This window comes from Holdemania sp. 1001095H_141210_F2 (assembly GCF_015558105.1).
Taxonomy (GTDB): Bacteria; Bacillota_I; Bacilli_A; order Erysipelotrichales; family Erysipelotrichaceae; genus Holdemania.
This window is the reverse complement of sequence record NZ_JADNPO010000006.1, coordinates 106535-122817: the sequence shown is the minus strand read 5'-3', so window position 1 is coordinate 122817 and position 16283 is coordinate 106535. Positions and strand designations below refer to the sequence as shown.

Annotated in this window: 14 protein-coding genes; 3 read left to right on the top strand and 11 right to left on the bottom strand. The window is 52.9% G+C overall.

What is annotated here, in order from left to right; genetic code table 11:
* Positions 1-12: 12 nt before the first annotated feature.
* The 4 genes from I2G61_RS05930 to I2G61_RS05915 all read right to left on the bottom strand — a co-directional run bounded on the left by I2G61_RS05930 (position 13) and on the right by I2G61_RS05915 (position 5531).
* Positions 13-1071, bottom strand: coding sequence for an AbrB family transcriptional regulator (locus I2G61_RS05930; protein WP_195395225.1), 1059 nt, complete (start codon positions 1069-1071; stop codon positions 13-15).
* 93 nt (positions 1072-1164) lie between these two features.
* On the bottom strand, positions 1165-2622 hold the full coding sequence (locus I2G61_RS05925; protein ID WP_195548040.1) for a M81 family metallopeptidase: 1458 nt from the start codon (positions 2620-2622) through the stop codon (positions 1165-1167).
* Between the two features lie 54 nt (positions 2623-2676).
* The gene (locus tag I2G61_RS05920; RefSeq protein WP_072683242.1) at positions 2677-4125 is read right to left on the bottom strand and encodes a M81 family metallopeptidase; all 1449 of its coding nucleotides are present in this window, start codon (positions 4123-4125) and stop codon (positions 2677-2679) included.
* Positions 4126-4139: 14 nt separating this feature from the next.
* Complete coding sequence (locus tag I2G61_RS05915; protein ID WP_195395223.1) at positions 4140-5531, bottom strand: Xaa-Pro peptidase family protein; 1392 nt, start codon at positions 5529-5531, stop codon at positions 4140-4142.
* A gap of 100 nt (positions 5532-5631) precedes the next feature.
* Between I2G61_RS05915 and I2G61_RS05910 the strand changes: the two genes are divergently transcribed.
* Entirely contained in the window at positions 5632-6501 is an 870-nt protein-coding gene (locus tag I2G61_RS05910) for a MurR/RpiR family transcriptional regulator (protein ID WP_072683240.1), read from the top strand.
* A 71-nt stretch (positions 6502-6572) separates the two neighbouring features.
* Here I2G61_RS05910 and I2G61_RS05905 read toward each other — a convergent pair whose 3' ends face one another.
* The 4 genes from I2G61_RS05905 to I2G61_RS05890 all read right to left on the bottom strand — a co-directional run bounded on the left by I2G61_RS05905 (position 6573) and on the right by I2G61_RS05890 (position 11200).
* Positions 6573-8021: a M81 family metallopeptidase gene (locus I2G61_RS05905; protein WP_072683295.1), complete on the bottom strand. Its 1449-nt coding sequence runs from the start codon at positions 8019-8021 to the stop codon at positions 6573-6575.
* A gap of 129 nt (positions 8022-8150) precedes the next feature.
* On the bottom strand, positions 8151-9539 hold the full coding sequence (locus I2G61_RS05900; protein WP_072683239.1) for a PTS transporter subunit EIIC: 1389 nt from the start codon (positions 9537-9539) through the stop codon (positions 8151-8153).
* Between the two features lie 363 nt (positions 9540-9902).
* Positions 9903-10730 (bottom strand): PRD domain-containing protein, encoded by an 828-nt coding sequence (locus I2G61_RS16750; RefSeq protein WP_072683238.1) that lies wholly within the window; start codon positions 10728-10730, stop codon positions 9903-9905.
* 26 nt (positions 10731-10756) lie between these two features.
* A complete protein-coding gene (locus tag I2G61_RS05890) occupies positions 10757-11200 on the bottom strand; it encodes a PTS glucose transporter subunit IIA (protein ID WP_072683237.1) in 444 nt (147 codons plus the stop codon).
* Positions 11201-12059: 859 nt separating this feature from the next.
* Between I2G61_RS05890 and I2G61_RS05885 the strand changes: the two genes are divergently transcribed.
* Together I2G61_RS05885 and I2G61_RS05880 are read left to right on the top strand one after the other, a co-directional pair.
* Positions 12060-12776: a LytTR family DNA-binding domain-containing protein gene (locus I2G61_RS05885; protein ID WP_072683236.1), complete on the top strand. Its 717-nt coding sequence runs from the start codon at positions 12060-12062 to the stop codon at positions 12774-12776.
* A gap of 4 nt (positions 12777-12780) precedes the next feature.
* The gene (locus tag I2G61_RS05880) at positions 12781-14121 is read left to right on the top strand and encodes an ATP-binding protein (protein WP_072683235.1); all 1341 of its coding nucleotides are present in this window, start codon (positions 12781-12783) and stop codon (positions 14119-14121) included.
* Positions 14122-14247: 126 nt separating this feature from the next.
* Here the strand turns inward: I2G61_RS05880 and glyA are convergent, their stop codons facing one another.
* The 3 genes from glyA to I2G61_RS05865 form a co-directional block, all read right to left on the bottom strand.
* Entirely contained in the window at positions 14248-15477 is a 1230-nt protein-coding gene (gene glyA, locus I2G61_RS05875; protein WP_195548039.1) for a serine hydroxymethyltransferase, read from the bottom strand.
* 140 nt (positions 15478-15617) lie between these two features.
* Positions 15618-15815 carry a hypothetical protein gene (locus I2G61_RS05870; RefSeq protein ID WP_195548038.1) on the bottom strand — a complete coding sequence of 66 codons (198 nt, stop codon included), beginning with the start codon at positions 15813-15815 and terminating at the stop codon, positions 15618-15620.
* Positions 15816-15916: 101 nt separating this feature from the next.
* Positions 15917-16252: an Imm41 family immunity protein gene (locus I2G61_RS05865; protein WP_195548037.1), complete on the bottom strand. Its 336-nt coding sequence runs from the start codon at positions 16250-16252 to the stop codon at positions 15917-15919.
* Positions 16253-16283 lie beyond the last annotated feature (31 nt).

The following is a 16283-nucleotide window of genomic DNA, read 5'->3' as shown; positions in this document are numbered from 1 at the left end:
CCTTTCTTTCCGCTATCCGATCCACTGGATAAAACCGAGGATCAGCGGCGGCATCACCGCGACGACATACGCCGCGCGCAGCACCTGGATCAGCGCGATCTGCGAGAGATCCGCGCCCAGATCGGCGGCGATCAGCGACATGTCCGTCGCACCGCCGGGAGCGGAAGCGAACATCGCCGATTTCAGATCCAGCAGCTTTGTCCGCTTGCATATTCCGCTGTAAAGACCGTTAACCGTCCAGTAGCTGAGCAAAAGCAGGCCGACCGGCACCAGCGTCGTTGAGAGGCTGCTAAAGGTCGCAGCCGTGATGCTCACGCCGACTAACGACCCGGCCAGAAGCTGCGCGATATTTTTGATCGCCAGCGGCACGGCGCAGACCGAAGTCGTGCAGTTGAGCGCCGCGACAGCGATCATCGGAAACACCATCGACGCCGCCGGCAGACCGCTCGCATTGCCCAGATAGCCTAACCCGATGCTGAGCAGCAGCGTGAAGACAATCCGCGAGGACCGCGTTGAAATCAGCCGGTCCAGCGGTGTGTGCGCCGCATCCAGCGGTTTTTCTTCCATCACCGGTGCGGTCTTCGGTTCATGCCGGGTCACGAATTGAATCCAGTATGGGAAAAACAACAACACACCGACTAACCGGGCTGTCTGCATCATCGCGACGGTGCCGACATCCGCGTCCATCTCCATCGCGATTAACGAGATATCAGTAACCCCGCCGGCGACGCAGGAAAGCAAAGCCGTGATCCACTCCCAGCCGCACAGCTTCTGGATCGCGATCCCGACGACAAACGTATTCACTGTCAGCATGACTGCCAATAACAGAAACGGAACGATCAGCCCGCGCATCCGCGCCACATCCCTTCTTCCGATCTGCATGCCGATAAAGGCCCCGGAAATCGCCTGGGCGAAGACCTTCACCGCCATCGGCAAGGCGGCGTAATCGAATAGAATATTCGTCAGACCCACGGCGAGCATACTGCCCAACATCGCAGGCGCTGGCAATTTCCACCGCGCTGCCAGCTGCCAGCCGGCGATACCCGCCAACAGCGTTAAAACCCAATTCAAACACTCGTCCCCCTTTGTCTTCTCTCCCGTTTTATTCCATCAAAAACAGCGGCCGGATCGTGGCGTTCACCAACCCGGCACGCTGGTCCCGTTTTAAATCTCGTCGAGCGGATAGATCGGACGAATGACCTTCTTGTATGTCAGCCGCTCCGTGCGCTGCATGCACGCCCCGTCGGTCAGCGACATGACGTAATGCGAAGCCATTGCTTTCAGTTCCGGATAGAGATAGCCCTGCTTGACGATGATCAGATCATAGGCGTCCAGATCGACGTTGGCCTGTTCATATTGCGCCCGCTCCGCAAATGAAACGGAATAGCTCTGGATCACAACTGTGACCGGTTTGTCATCCAGCTTGATTGTCCAGCAAACGCCGACGACCTTCGGATCATGATAATGGTTGTGCAGATCGCCAGTGGAAATCACCGTGCCGCGCAGATGAACCTTGGCTGACAGTGCGTCGATTTCCGGGCCAACGTCAAATTCCACATGATCGCCGGTCTGCTTGCCGGCCAGCGTGCTTTCGCACAGCTTCTTGTCGGTAATCCCGGCGATCAGAATCTGCTTGCCGTGATAGTCGGTTTCCGCCAGCACCTGACGCAGCACAACCGTGTTGCCGCCCGGCGCCCCAGCCGTGACGTTATCACCGGAATCGGTTAAGAAGCACGGCTTTCCCGGATGCTTGAGCATCGCTTCCCACGCTGCCTCCGGCTCGTCCGCGTACCCGGTGAAATGGAATTCCCTGTGCCGCGCCCAGACGAAATCATAGATCTCGTCCGCTTTCTGCCGGGCATACGCCTCATCCTCCGGCTGATTCGGCACGACCACAATCGACGCGCCGCACTTGGCGCTGTCATGACGCAAATAGCCGATATGATAGGAACAGCACAGAATCCGCGGATCGGCTTCGATTTCATCGAGCAGGCGGTTGATCGACACCAGCGGTTCATCGGTCGAAACACAGCGCTCTCCGCCTAAAAGAATCGGCACCTTGCGGTACACCGGATGAATTTCCCGGCGGTTCTGGATCAGGTTGACCAGGTAGCGGAAAACGATCTGATGCGCTTCCTTGCGGTCGGTATGCGGGCTGTGGCGGAAGGTGCGCAGAATGTTCAGCCGGCTGGCGTACTCCTGATCGACGTTGCCATGCGGATCGCAGACGACCGCGATCGGCATGTACGGCCCGACGATCCTGCGAATTTCCTCGATGATCTTGTGGTCACCGGAGCCGCCTTCCAGATCAATCACATTGCTTGCGCCGTGCAGAAAGAAAAACATGCCGTCCAGCTCGCCCTGGTATTTTTCCACAGCGTGCTTAAATTGTTTCAGGATATAATCGAACGTATCGTAAGCGACCCGTCCCGCGCCCGCCCCGTAGGCGAAGATCGCCGGGATCAGTTCAATGTCGTTGGCTTGAAGCTCAGGCTGCAGTTCGTCCAGATACATCCGGTGGGCAATGTCCTCCCCGGTCTGGATGACGAAGTCCTGGATTTCGCAGGGCTTGGCCACGTAGGCGTTGGATTCAGCGACGAGGCCGCCGATTAAGATTTTCATGAGATTTCCTCCTTCCGCGTTTTTACCGCGGTCTTCAAAATGATGATGTCCGGTTTAAATTTCATCGAGCGGGTAGATCGGCCGGCTGACTTTCTTATAGACTAACCGTTCCGTCCGCTGCATGCACGCGCCGTCGGTCAGCGCCATGACGTAATGCTTGGCCATCGCTTTCAGCTCCGGATACAAATAACCCTGCTTGACGATGATCAGATCATAGCCGTCCAGATCGACGTTGGCCTTTTCATATTGTTCACGCTCGGAAAACGACACCGCTGCGCTGGCGATCACGACGCTCACCGGCACGTTGTCCAGCTTCACGGTCCAGCACTGTCCGGCCACCGCTTCGTCGCCATAGCGCCGGTGCAGCTCGCCGCGGGAGATCACGACGCCGCGAATTGCAACGGGTTGGGAATGTTCGTCGTCCTTTACGCCCAAGTTCAGCGCGACCCGATCACCGGCTTGTTTCTCCGCCAGCACCTGCGCGCACACAGCCGGATCGCAGATCGCCGCAAACAGAATCGACTTGGTCAGCGGCGTTTCCCAGCTTAAGCAGCGCCGCAGCACATCCGTATTCACGCCCGGCGCTCCGGCTGTGACATTGTCGCCGGAATCCGTTAAGAAGCACGGGCTGCCGTCAAACTCAAGCATGGTCCGCAGCGCGTCGTCCAGCTCGGCGGCGTTGCCGGTGAAATGAAATTCCCTGTGCCGCGCCCAGACAAAATCATAGATTTCATCCGCTTTCTGCTTCGCGTAATCCGTATCTTCCGGACGATCCGGCACTACGACGATACCCGCGCCGCAATGTTCGCTGTCATGGCGCAGGTAGCCGATATGATAGGAACAGCACAGGATCCGCGGATCCGCTTCAATTTCATCGAGGAGCTTGTTGATGGAACAAAGCGGCTCATCCGCCGAAACACAGCGCTCCCCGCCTAAGAGAATCGGCACCTTGCGGTATACCGGATGAATCTGCCGGCGATGGCGGAGGACGTCGAGCAGGCCCCGAAAGACGATCTGATTGGTGACGTCGCGGTCGGAATGGGGAGAATGACGGAACGTCCGCAGGATAGTGCAATCGTCGACATAGCGCTGGCACAGATTGCCATGCGGATCACAGGCGATCGCGATCGGCATGTACGGGCCGACGATCTTGCGGATTTCCCGCAGAATTTTATGATCGCCGGAGCTCCCTTCCAGATCCTCGACGTAACTTGCCCCATGCAGAAAGAAGAATATCCCGTCGATCTCGTGCTCATGTCGCTTCACGGCGTGCACAAACTGGTTTAAGAAATAAGCGAACGTCTGGGAAGTAATCACCCCGGCCGCCATGCAGCTGGCATGCAATGCAGGAATCAGCTCGACCCCTTCCGCATCGGCCAGCGCGCGCAGGTACAGCTTATCCGCAATCGCTTCGCCGGTTGTGATCGTAAAGTCCTGGATTTGACAGGGCTTATTCCCATAGGCGTTGGACTCGGCCAGCCAACCGCCGATCAATATTTTCATCTTCAATTCCCCGCTTACACGTGTTCTGCAGCAAACGCGCTATCCTTATTTAATAGGAATGGCCGTAAATAAGCGACCGTTGAACACATCGGCAGCACGTCTTGGGAAAGCCGGATGCCCAGCGTTTCTTTCAGGTAGGTCCGCCGCGCCTGCATCCGCTGCCACATCTGCGGATATTCCTGCTGAATCTGACGCTGTAATTCCGCATCCGCCAAAACGACGGTGCTTTCGGCGCTGGTTCCCGGATAGCCGGATACGGACGGGATGATATCAATCTGGAAAAGCATGCCGCTTTTCAGGATTTCCGTGCTGCCTTCATAAACCGGCGAAGCCATCCATTCTTCCTCCGCGCTCAGATGACCCGGGCACAGCGACCAGCCATACTGCGCGCGCGGCAGCACCGTTTCCACCGTGTTGAACAAATCGCCGCCGGTCTGACCGATGTGGATCGTTTCCAGCCATGCCGCATAGGCGCTGAAATACGGGCCAGCCACCCGCTCGAGATAATCGCGTTGGGCTTCCGGCAGTTCGTCCGCATTATGCACCGCGACGCCGGCCCGGCTGCTGGAACCACCGCGGTAGCCGACGGTGAGGGAAATCGGATCGCCCAGCTTGACGGTGTTGGCCGTCGGAAACATATTCGCTTTGACAAAGCGCGGACCACTTGAGGCAATCGTGACGATGCTCGTGTGCTGCCCCTTGCGCACTAACGCGTCGCCCAGCTCCAGCTCGCTGACGCCCAGTTCCAGCTTGTCCATCGCGTCCAGCACGCAATCGGAAGCCAGCGCCGCCGCGTATTCGTAATGCGCGATTTCATTCGCATTGTTGGTGGTGCGCACGCCGTTTTCCCCGATGAACAGACCGGTTTCATTGCTTAACTGTGCTTCGCCGACGATCGCCTTGACCGCCTCGACGACATAAGAAGGGATATCGTAGCTCTGCCGGTTGTCCTCCAGCGGACTGGTAAACAGCTTCCAGCCAACTAAGCCGGTGCGCTGCCCTTCGGCGATTCCCGCTTCCTGAAGCAGTATTTTCAGCGACTTGTCGTGACGATGCGGCTGATTCGGCAGCGAGAACAGCGAGACATGCACGGCCGCGGCTTCAATCCGGGCTTTGGCGGCTTTGTTCAGGTTTTCGTTGCCCAAGACCAGCGTCGCCTTTCCGTTGGCATTCAGCACCAGCAGCGCTTCCTCAAAGCGGGTGAAATACCCGACTAAATACTCGAAATTTCCGCCGTGCTCGACATCGCCGTACACGATCAGCTGATCCAACCCGCGCGCTTTCATCGCGGCCAGCACTTTTTGTTTGCGCTCGGCGATCGTCTCGTCGCTCAATCCGACCGGCGTGCCCGCGCAGTCCTTTTGCGGTGCGCTCACCTGTTTTAAAACGGCTTTGATTTGTTCCATCGTTTCATTCTCCTTTATCAATGGTTCGCTTCTTTTTCTGCTTCTCTTTCGGCTTTGCCTGCAATCGTGGTATAGTTAAAGCAGAAAAGGAAGATGCGTTGTGAATCTGTTAAAAAAACTTGAAAATCTTGAAAATGTCACGCCCAATGAGCGGATCCTGATCGACGCGATCCTGAAAGACCCGGAAAGCTTTATCGCGGCCAAGCCGAAGGAAATTGCTTCCCTGACCTATGTCTCCGTACCGACGATCTACCGCCTGATCAACAAGCTGGGCTTAAGCGGCGTCAACGACCTGAAGCTGCAGCTGCAGGATGCCCTGCGCTCGGAAACCGAGATTCCGGTGGAAAGCATTGACTTCCCGATTTCCCCAACCGATACGGTCAACGAAATCTTGCTTCATTTAAAGGACGTTTACACCCAGACGATTGAAGACACGCTGAGTCTGTCCGATCAGCAGGTGCTGGTGGACGTGTCGGCGCTGATGAAACAAGCGGCGTTCATCGACGTGTACGCCTCCGCCGGCAATCTCTTTTTCGCCCGGAACTTCCAGTTCCAGATGCAGGAGATCAATGTGAACGTGAACGTTCCCGAAGCGGAATACATGCAGAAATTGTCGGCCGGCAACGCCGACGCCAGCCATCTGTCGATCGTCATTTCGTTCGGCGGCCGGGGCGGCTCGATGAACACCGTCTGTCAGATCTTAAGCGACAATCATTCGCCGATCGTACTGATCACCTCGACCCAGAAAAATCCGCTGACGCGCTTTGCGCTGCATAAGATTTACATGTCGTCGTATGAAAATCATTATCAGAAGATCTCGTCGTTTTCGACGCGGATGACGCTGCTTTATATTCTGGATACGTTGTATTCGATTTACTTCCGGCTCCAATATGACGAGCTGTTAAATCGAAAGCTGACGACGTATGAGAAGATTCACCGGCGGTTAAACCGCCGGGAACCTGAAGATTAGAGAGGACCGGCGTGGAATGCACGCCGGTTTTCTTATGGAAGCTGTGATCTGGTTTGATCGTCAGTTCAAAATTAAATCTGATCGACCGGGAACATCGGACGCATGATCCGCTTGAATGGAATCGAAGCGGTGTCCTGCGGCGTCGCTCCGTCGGTCAGCGACATCACATAGCCGGCGGCGTTCTCTTTCAGATATGGGAAGATATAGCCCTGCTTGACGACTGTCACATCGTAATCCATCCAGTTCACGCCGGCGCTTTCAAACTGAATCGCATGGGCGTAGGATTGACGGTGATTGGCGACGATGACGTCAATCGCCGTGCCTTCCACATGGACGACGACGCACTTGCCAAATGTCTTGGCGATGCCTTCGGTTCCGATCCCGATCGGCCGGACGACCTGTCCCTTGGACAAAACGGTCACTTCCAGCTTGACCTTCTCCGACATCGCGTCGTGCCCCACGCCCAGCTCGATCTCAGTTTTCGTTCCGAGATCCAGCCCATCGAGCAGATCGCATGTCTTCGGATCGCAGATCGAAGCGAACAGAATCCGCTTATCGGACTTGGCCGCCAGTGCCTGCCGCAGGATGAATGTATTCCAGCCCGTCGCGCCGGAGGTCGTGTTATCGCCCGAATCGGTGATGACAAACGGTTTGCCTTCAAAGCCCAGCGCCATCGCCAGCGCGTCTTCCGGTTTTGCGGTCGTGCCGGTGTAATGGAACTCATGCCGCTTGTTCCAGACATAGTCCGCCAGCTTGTCGGCGACTTCTTCGGCATACGCCTGATCTGCCTCTGTGGCCGGGACCACGACGATGCCGCAGCCGGCGACATCGGTGTCATGACGGATGTAGCCGACATGCCAGGAACAGCTCAAAATCCGCGGATCCTGTTCCAGTTCATCAAGATACTGATTGATCGAACGCACCGGCTCATCCGCCGATACGCTCTGTTCCCCACCCAGAATCATCGGCAGCTTGCGGTACACAGAATGAATGTTCTGCCGGTCCTTGACCAGATCGCAGACCATCTGCGCCATCTTCCGCCATGTATCGCGGGAATCGGTGTGCGGAGACTGGCGGTAGCTGCGGATCGCGGTCGTCGCTTCAACATAGTCCTGACACAGGTTGCCATGCGGATCGCAGGCCACCGTGATCGGGATGTACGGCCCGACGAGGTCACGAATCGCCTTGAGGATGTGATGGTCGCCCGAGCCTAAGCCGTCGACCTCGCTCGCGCCGTGAAGCATCAGATAAATCCCGTCGATTTCATGCAGATGCTCGCGCACCGCATTGAGGAAGCACGCTTCGATGTAGTCGAACGTGTGACGCTTGATCACGCCCGAGGCGCCCGATACCGCGTACACCGACGGAATGATTTCAATCCCGGCCTGCTCAAAAATATCGCCGACCTGCATTTTTTCGATCAGCTCGTCGCCGAAAGCGATGTCGAAGGTTGTGATCTCGTCCTTGACGGGAATGTTGGCGTTGGCCTCATTGATAAATTGTCCGATTAATACTTTCATCATTTTACCCTGCGAAGCCTGCCGCTTCGCCCTTTCTTCTAAAATCTGGCGAACTCCTGTATTGGGGGTCCGTTTAAACAAACGCTGCCGGAATGAAGCATCCCGACAGCGTGAAGTGAAGCCTGATTTTTATTTCGCTGCCTTTTTCATATCCCGGCTGAGAATGACTTTCGTCGCCGTGAAGGAAACGATCGTCGCAATCGCCGCGACCAGGATCGCGATCCAGACATAATGCAGACCGCCGTTCTGATCAACGAAGAACAACAACGTCAGATATCCCGGACAGCCGCCCTGAACGAACGTTCTCAAGCCGAACAGACCTGCGACTAAGCCCGCGGAAACCGCGCCGATGGCTGTGCCGATCAACGCTTTCGGCCGCGACAGCAGCGCGCCGTAGAAGGCCGGCTCAGTAACACCGCACAGCGCCGTGACGCCGAAGGAAGCGATCATGCCCTTCTGCGCCTTGTTGTCTTTGATCGTCGTCGCGACTGCCAGGGCCGTGCCGCCGATGCAGATGTTGGAAACGAAGCCCATAATGCCGGTGACGGAGTTGTAGCCGAGGTTGGCGATCAGTTCGATGCCGATCGGAGACAGACCCTTATCCAAACCAAACATAACCATGTACGGATAGATCGCCGACAGGATCGGCTGAGCGATAAAGCCGAGCGTATTGGTCAGCCAGATGCAGAAGGCCGCAATGTAGCCGGACAGCTGGTTGCCGATCGGGCCTAAAACGATTAACGTAACCGGAACGACGACAATCATCGTGATCAGCGGCGTTAAGAAGAACGTCAGCGCTTCCGGAATGATCTTCTTCAGAACCTTCTGGACATAGTACATGAAGAAGACGCCCAGCACGATCGGAATGACGGTCGAGCTGTAAGAAACCTGCGGAATGCCGATGCCGAAGAAGTCGGTGACGGTTCCGGTCGCAAAGCGCGGAGCGATCAGCGTCGCGCCTAAGAAGGCGCCCATGATCGGCTGCATCTTTAATTGGGAAGCTAACGTATAGCCGACGTAAACCGGCAGGAAGGCAAAGCCGGCGTCAAAGATCATCAGCATCAGCTGTGCTGTGCCGCTGTCAACGCCCATGCCGAAGTAGTTGACCAACAGGTTCTTGATCGCCAGGATCATACCGCCGGTGATCATCGCCGGAACGACCGGCATGAAGATCGGAGCGACGAAGTTGCCGAACTTGTTCAGGTAGTACATCGCGTTCTTCGGTCCGGTTTCTTCCTCTTCCTCCGCGGCGACGGCGCCGCCTTCTCTCCATCCGGAGATTTCCAGGAATTCTTCGTAAGCGTCATGAACGCCCGGGCCGATGATGATCTGGATCTGCTTGTCTTTGTTGACGATGCCGGCGGATCCCGGAAGATCTTTCAAGCCTTCCTCATTGACGACGCTCTTGCGGGCGTAGCTGATCCGCAGACGTGTTGCGCAGTGCGTGACGTGCGTGATGTTCTCCACGCCGCCTAAAGCTTCCAGTGCTTTTCTGGATAACTCTTCATATTTCCCCATACTTGGTGATTTCTCCTTTCAAATCTTTTTTGGATTTGCTGGCTGAAACGGAGCTTGGAAGTTCTGACGGTCAGCCTGCCTCAGCACCTTCGCGAAAGACGCCTGGCAAAGCGTGAAACATTGTGGAAACAGGCCGTCTGATGCGCGGCTTCCTGGCCGCCCGGAATCGACTTTCGTCCTTTTTCCCTTCTGTTTCTTTCTGACCGGCACGTCCTCATTTCCAATGGAAAGTCCCGTCTTAAGCCGGTAATCTTCCCAGGCCAGCTGAGCCTGTTTGAAATGAACGTGCGCTGATAAAACTTCCAGTCCTTTTTCAAAACCTTTATTACACAGCCCGCTCGGATGAGGGCTGGCAATAACCTGTTATTCGGTCAGGCGGATCAGATGGATCATGATATACAGCTTTTCATCCGTACTGACCTCATAGCTGTACTGTTCCTTGATCCGCTGCGCGATCCGCTCGATACATGCGGTTTCGCGCGGATGCGTTTGTTCGAACACCTGATAGGTGCTCAGATTGTAGTCGGACTTGGTGCTGAGATATTCGTTATTGACAACGCGCTGGGCAAAGAAGCGGCAATGCGTGATAAAGCGGTCGCACTGGCCGTTTTCCGTATCGACGTGAAAATCCTCGCGCACGATGTTGAGGATATCCTCAATCACCGCTGTGATTTCATACATCTGCTGCATATTGGAATCCAGCTCGGCGTTGATGATATGCAGGGCGATGAAGCTTGCCTCTCCATCGTCGATGTCGATTTTCAATTTCTGCCGCAGCAGCTCCGTGACTTTCAAGCCCAGCCGGTATTCCTCTTTATACAGCGATTTGACGTTGAGCAGCAGCGTTGGATCAAAGACAATTCCCATCTTGACCCGTTCGATCATGTTGGCGATGTGGTCGGTCAGCGTGACGTAGATGGAATCGTTGATGCGTTTAGTTGACTGCGTCTTGATATAATCAATAATTTCTTCTGAAACCAGAATCGTTTTATACGGGACTTCCTGAACGAGCGTCTTGAATTTCTGGCCGACGTCGTCCTGAAGCTCAAATTTCTTTTCAATCCGGCCTTCCACGACTTTACTTCCGCGGGTCATGCCGAAGGCAATTCCCCGGCCGACCAGGATGATTTCGTCCCCCGCTTCATTCTCCGAGAGGATGACATTGTTATTGTAAATCTGTTTGATGATCACAGAGCCACCTCGCTTTCCGCGTTACGTTATGCTTCGATTTCAAATAAAGCTTCGCCCGGTTTTACATTTTCCTCACCTTTCAGCAGCTTTACTTTGCGGTTGATTGCCAGAATCGGAACGATCGTGTCGCAGCCTTTCTTCCGGATGTAATCCCAATCGACAAGCGTCAGAAGATCGCCCGGACGCACATGATCGCCGACCTGCACCTTTGTTTTAAATGGCGTTCCCCCCAACATGACGGTGTCGATGCCGATATGCAGCAGAATTTCAACATCCTTCTCCGTTTTAATGCCGATTGCGTGCTGGGTTTCATAAACCATCGTGATCTCGCCGGCGACCGGACTGTAAATTTCACTGGCTTCCGGTTCGACCGCAATTCCATCCCCCAGCATCCGCTGAGAAAACATTTCGTCCGCAACATGGTCCAGATTGACCGTTTTGCCCGCTAACGGGCTATAACAGATTTCCATCGCTAAACCTCCTTGGAAAAAAGAAAAAACCAATTTGCAGAGAAGACATAAAAGTCCTCTTGCAAATTGGTTTTGCTTGTTTTATTGAACAATAACAATCCAATTACACCGTCATTGTAAGCGATACCACGAGAAGTTGTCAATAAGAATTTTCCATTTTTTTACTTCGAAGAGACCGCGGTCTTTGCGCCGCTGCCGGTTTGAATGTAAGCTTAAACTGCACTTAATTATCACTTTATAAATCGTTAAACAGCCGCGGCCGGCGAGCTGGATTGATACCGGACTTTTCCGATCTGTCCCCAGCCTGTATTAAGGATATTCCTGACGTCAAGAGGGAAAACAGGCAAAGTCCATCTCCCCTCCTTTTTGATCCGGCTCAAAACTTTATGATATTAGCTTGAGATTTTTTATCATAAAGCAACATTTTCCCAGACTTTTTTTGAAGAAAAAAGCGGAAGAAAGAACGGAGGGACAGGATGATTTTCAGCCCTGGCCGTTCGCTTTGGATTCATTGGTGTTTTAGGCGCAGGAACAAAAACGGATCGACTCCTCTGAAAAGAAAAAGCAACACATTTCAGAGTTTTGAGGCTGTACAATTTTCAATCTTCGCTAATGATATAATAAAACAGGATTTCAGCCTCAGCCGTTCAAAGTTCAGATTTGCCTTATAATTCAGGCTTTTTGTTGCTTCACAGATTAGGCATTCCTGTTTTTTTAACAATTTATTATCAAATTAATCATAAAATAAAAATTGTTAAAAAAAATCTGTTATAATAAAGAAAACAAAGGAAATCGAACAATCCATTCCCTTATCCCGATCATGCATCGGCTTGCATGCGGATCGAAAGGAGCAATCGTTATGAAAATTGCGGTTATCGACGACTCAGCAGAAGATCGGAAGCTGCTGGCTGAAAAAATTCAAAATTTCTGCCTACGCGAATCGCTGATCTATGAGATCCGTTCATTTTCTTCAGGAAATGAATTTCTGTTGGCTTCACGTACGGACTGGGATATCATTTTCCTGGATATTTTCATGAACGAAATCGACGGCATGACCGTGGCCCGGACGCTGCGGGGAAACAACGTCAGTTCTTTAATCGTGTTCACCACCTCCAGCCGCGACTATGCGATTGAGAGCTATGATGTGCGGGCTTTTCATTATCTGGTCAAGCCCATCGAGCAGGACAAACTTGACGAAGTTCTGCGCTTGAGCGAAAAGTCGATTCGTTCCCGCAATCATTACATCGAAGTCAAGGAAGGCCGGATCATGTCGCGCATTTTAATCCGCGATATCATGTATACCGACTATTACAATCATTACATTCAAATCCATACGCCCGGCCGGATGATCAAAACCTATATGTCCTTCGCGGAATTTTCACCGCTGCTTTTGAAATACAAACAGTTTCTCAGTCCCTACCGCAACTGCATGATCAACATGGATTATGTGCAGCAGATGGACGATCATGACTTTTTGATGAAGGATCAGGTGCAGATCCCGATCAACCGTGCGCGCAAGAGTGAAATCCGGCAGGCGTATGCCGATTATTCGTTTAAACGCCTGAGCGAGGGGTAAGCCTATGTCGCTTCCGGATTACTTTTTAAGCTTGGGCACCCGGCTGGCGCCCTATTTGTTTTTGATCTTAATTCCGTTTCGGAATCATCTGCGCTGTTCCTTCCGTCAAAGTGTGCTGTATGCATTCCTGCTTTATCTGGGAACGACGCTGAGCGTTTATCTTTTAGGCGAAACGTATGGAATCGATTCGATCTGGATGTTTCCGTTTACCTGTTTCTTCCTTGGGGTCTGTCTCTTTCTGGCCTATCACATCCTGCGCACGTCGATGCGCAAGCTCCTGTTTCTGATCTTGTTGATTGAGAATTATTCCGATATTGTCTTAATGTTCTCGGAAATTCTGGAGATCCATTGCGGGCCGCTTTTTACCGGTTTATCGGCAGTGGGGCTGGTTTCGCTCTGCCGGATTCTCGTCTTTGCCCTCAGTGCTCCGTTAATGGCGCATTTTCTCTGCCATCAGGTCCTGCCGGTCTGGGAACATGAGGACACGCCGGAAATCTGGAGTATGTTATGGCTGATTCCCGCTTCGTTCTATCTTATTTACCGGCTGGGGTTTACCTCGTCGATCACCGTGCTGCACAGCGAGATCACATCCCCGCTGTTGTTGGCGATCGTCTGGACTGCGGGGACGTTTCTCTCCTATTACGCCACCCTCAGTATGATCAATTTCAACGAAGAAAAACGGCAGCTCCAGCAGCAGCTGCAGGTCCAGGAGTATCAGGTGCTGATCCGCAACAAGCAGGCGGAACGGCTGGCCGCCAGCATCGCCACTACACGGCAGACGCGGCATGATCTGCATCATTACCTGCTGACGCTGAAGACGTATATGGATCATGGGGAAACGGAAAAACTGCGGGATTCACTGAATCAGTTCATCAACAATTTTGAATCTTCGGTGAAAACGCCGGTCTGCGAGAATTTGTTGTTCAGCGCCATCGTGCGGTATTACATGGAGATGGCAGAGGAGAGTGGAATTGAATTTACTTCGTCGATCGTATTGCCGCCGGCATTGGCGATCAAGGATACGGATTTAACCGTGATTCTGGGCAACATGCTGGAAAATGCGATTGAGGCTTGTTTACGGCAAAAAGCGGGGGAAACACAGTTCATCGAGATCAAAAGCCGGATGCAGGGAAATAACGGACTGGTTCTGCAATGCCGCAACAGCTATAATGGTCAGATCCAGAAGCAGGATGAGACGTTCCTGTCGTCCAAGCGGGAAGGGGAAGGCATCGGTCTTTCTTCCATCCGCACATTATGCACAAAATATCACGGTGTTTTAAAAATCACGCCGAACGATGATACGTTTACCGTCAACCTGTTGTTGAATTTACCTGCCGCCGCCTGATTTTCTCTCCGGCAGAGGCGAATTCGGCAATTTCAAAAATTCTGTAAAAAAGTCCCGCGCTGTCTGGAAATCGGATGATTCCATTACAGCTCAGGACTTTTTGTTTCCCTTCGGCTACCGCGTCATTCAGGATTCCCGGATCAGCGGATAGCGCGAGGTCATTTCAATGACTTCCTGACGCAGCTTCGCTTTCAAAGCTTCGTCTTCCGGGTGCTTGAGCACCATCGTAATCCAGCGGGCAACCTGACGGAATTCCTCTTCCTGAAAGCCGCGCGTCGTCATCGCCGCACTGCCCAATCGGATACCGCTGGTCACAAACGGTTTTTCCTGATCGAAGGGAATCGTGTTTTTATTGCAGGTGATGTTGATTTCATCCAGCAGGGCTTCGGCTTGCTTGCCCGGGATGCCATAGGAAGATCTCACATCAGCCAGGATCAGATGGTTATCCGTACCACCGGTCACAATCCGCAAGCCTTCCTGCTGGAGCGTCTTGCAGAAAGCCTGACAGTTGGCCATGATCTGGCGGGCATAATCGGTGAATTCTGACTTCAGCGCCTCGCCGAAGCACACCGCTTTTCCAGCGATCACATGCATCAGCGGGCCGCCCTGAATGCCCGGGAAGACGTTGCGGTCGAGATCTCTGGCAAATTCCTGTTTGCACAGAATGATGCCGCCGCGCGGGCCGCGCAGGGTTTTATGGGTTGTGGACGTGACGAAATGGGCATAAGGCACCGGGCTCATGTGCAGCCCTGCCGCGACTAAACCGGCAATATGCGCCATATCGACCATCAGGTACGCGCCAGCTTCATCGGCAATTTCCCGGAATTTCTTAAAGTCAATCTCCCGCGGATAGGCGCTGGCGCCGGCCACAATCAGCTTCGGCTTCACCTCCAGAGCGATCCGGCGCAGTTCCTCATAATTAATTTGTTCGGTTTCTTTATCCACGCCGTAGCTGTGGAACTCGTACAGCCGACCGGAGAAATTCAGCTGATGCCCATGCGTCAGATGGCCGCCGGAGCTTAAATCCATGCCCAGCACTTTATCGCCCGGCTGTAAGATTGTCATATACACCGCCATGTTGGCCTGGGAGCCGGAATGCGGCTGGACGTTGGCATGTTCGGCATGGAATAATTCGCACAGCCGGTCGCGGGCCAGATTTTCAATGATATCGACGTCCACACAGCCGCCGTAATAGCGCCGTCCCGGATAACCTTCGGCGTATTTGTTGGTCAGGATGGAACCGACGGCTTCCAAAACATCCTGGGAGACATAGTTTTCAGAAGCGATTAATTCAATGTTATGGGTCTGGCGCTGAGTTTCCAGCTCAATCGCCTTGCGGACTGCGGCATCATGCATATCAAGATCCTCTCTTTCTCGTTCTTAATGTCTTGATTATACCACGCTTTGCGCTTTAGCGAAGCTAAACGCTTCGACAATGTATTCCGGTTTTAATTCCTGAATTTTTAATTGATCAATAACGTCGGAAAGGCTTGAATTCAACAGAGATTCTGAGTCGATGACACCTTTAAACAACGCTGATTTTCTTCATCGTCGGGCAGGCCGCTGATCAACAGACCAAATTCAGGCGTGCCGCGAAGACCGCCCATCGAAAGAAATAAATCGTTAACTCGCTTGATTTGCATTAAAAGTATGCCGCCGATGGTTAGAAATCCGCCTGTCAGAATATTCTTCATATTCTCCTCATCCCCTCAATGACTTGCCTGTTCATGCAGCAAACACATCTATCAATCTGAAAATCGAATCCTTCAGCTCGGATCGACGCAATTTGTTTTTCTCAATCACATTGAAAGTAATGAAACACAGTTTTTTCAAGTAGTTCCAGCTTTTCACTGTAATCGGAAGGCAGATTGGAAATTGAACTCAGATCCTGAGGATCAAAATGATAGAGAAGATGTTTTAACACTTGCCCATAAACAAAGACGATTTTAGAGGAAACTGCCTGATCACGTGGACGAAGCCGGGATAAAGAGGAAATACAGCTGCATAGTTCCAGAAATGCCGCTTCATGAAAATTATTTTCTTCATGGAAATAATAAAGGAAACTTCCGTCTTCCGCTTTCCAGTTCGCATTCAATATTTCCAGCGCATCCATGATTTTCTCTTCTTTCATAAGTTTTATTTTTCTTCATCTTATCACGCGA

Coding starts and splice junctions, on each gene's coding strand:
- I2G61_RS05890 (WP_072683237.1), bottom strand. CDS start 11,200: ATGGAAATCTGTTATAGCCCGTTAGCGGGCAAAACGGTCAATCTGGAC.
- I2G61_RS05905 (WP_072683295.1), bottom strand. CDS start 8,021: ATGAAAGTATTAATCGGACAATTTATCAATGAGGCCAACGCCAACATT.
- I2G61_RS05915 (WP_195395223.1), bottom strand. CDS start 5,531: ATGGAACAAATCAAAGCCGTTTTAAAACAGGTGAGCGCACCGCAAAAG.
- glyA (WP_195548039.1), bottom strand. CDS start 15,477: ATGCATGATGCCGCAGTCCGCAAGGCGATTGAGCTGGAAACTCAGCGC.
- I2G61_RS05885 (WP_072683236.1), top strand. CDS start 12,060: ATGAAAATTGCGGTTATCGACGACTCAGCAGAAGATCGGAAGCTGCTG.
- I2G61_RS05920 (WP_072683242.1), bottom strand. CDS start 4,125: ATGAAAATATTGATCGGCGGTTGGCTGGCCGAGTCCAACGCCTATGGG.
- I2G61_RS05870 (WP_195548038.1), bottom strand. CDS start 15,815: ATGAAGAATATTCTGACAGGCGGATTTCTAACCATCGGCGGCATACTT.
- I2G61_RS05925 (WP_195548040.1), bottom strand. CDS start 2,622: ATGAAAATCTTAATCGGCGGCCTCGTCGCTGAATCCAACGCCTACGTG.
- I2G61_RS05900 (WP_072683239.1), bottom strand. CDS start 9,539: ATGGGGAAATATGAAGAGTTATCCAGAAAAGCACTGGAAGCTTTAGGC.
- I2G61_RS05880 (WP_072683235.1), top strand. CDS start 12,781: ATGTCGCTTCCGGATTACTTTTTAAGCTTGGGCACCCGGCTGGCGCCC.
- I2G61_RS05865 (WP_195548037.1), bottom strand. CDS start 16,252: ATGAAAGAAGAGAAAATCATGGATGCGCTGGAAATATTGAATGCGAAC.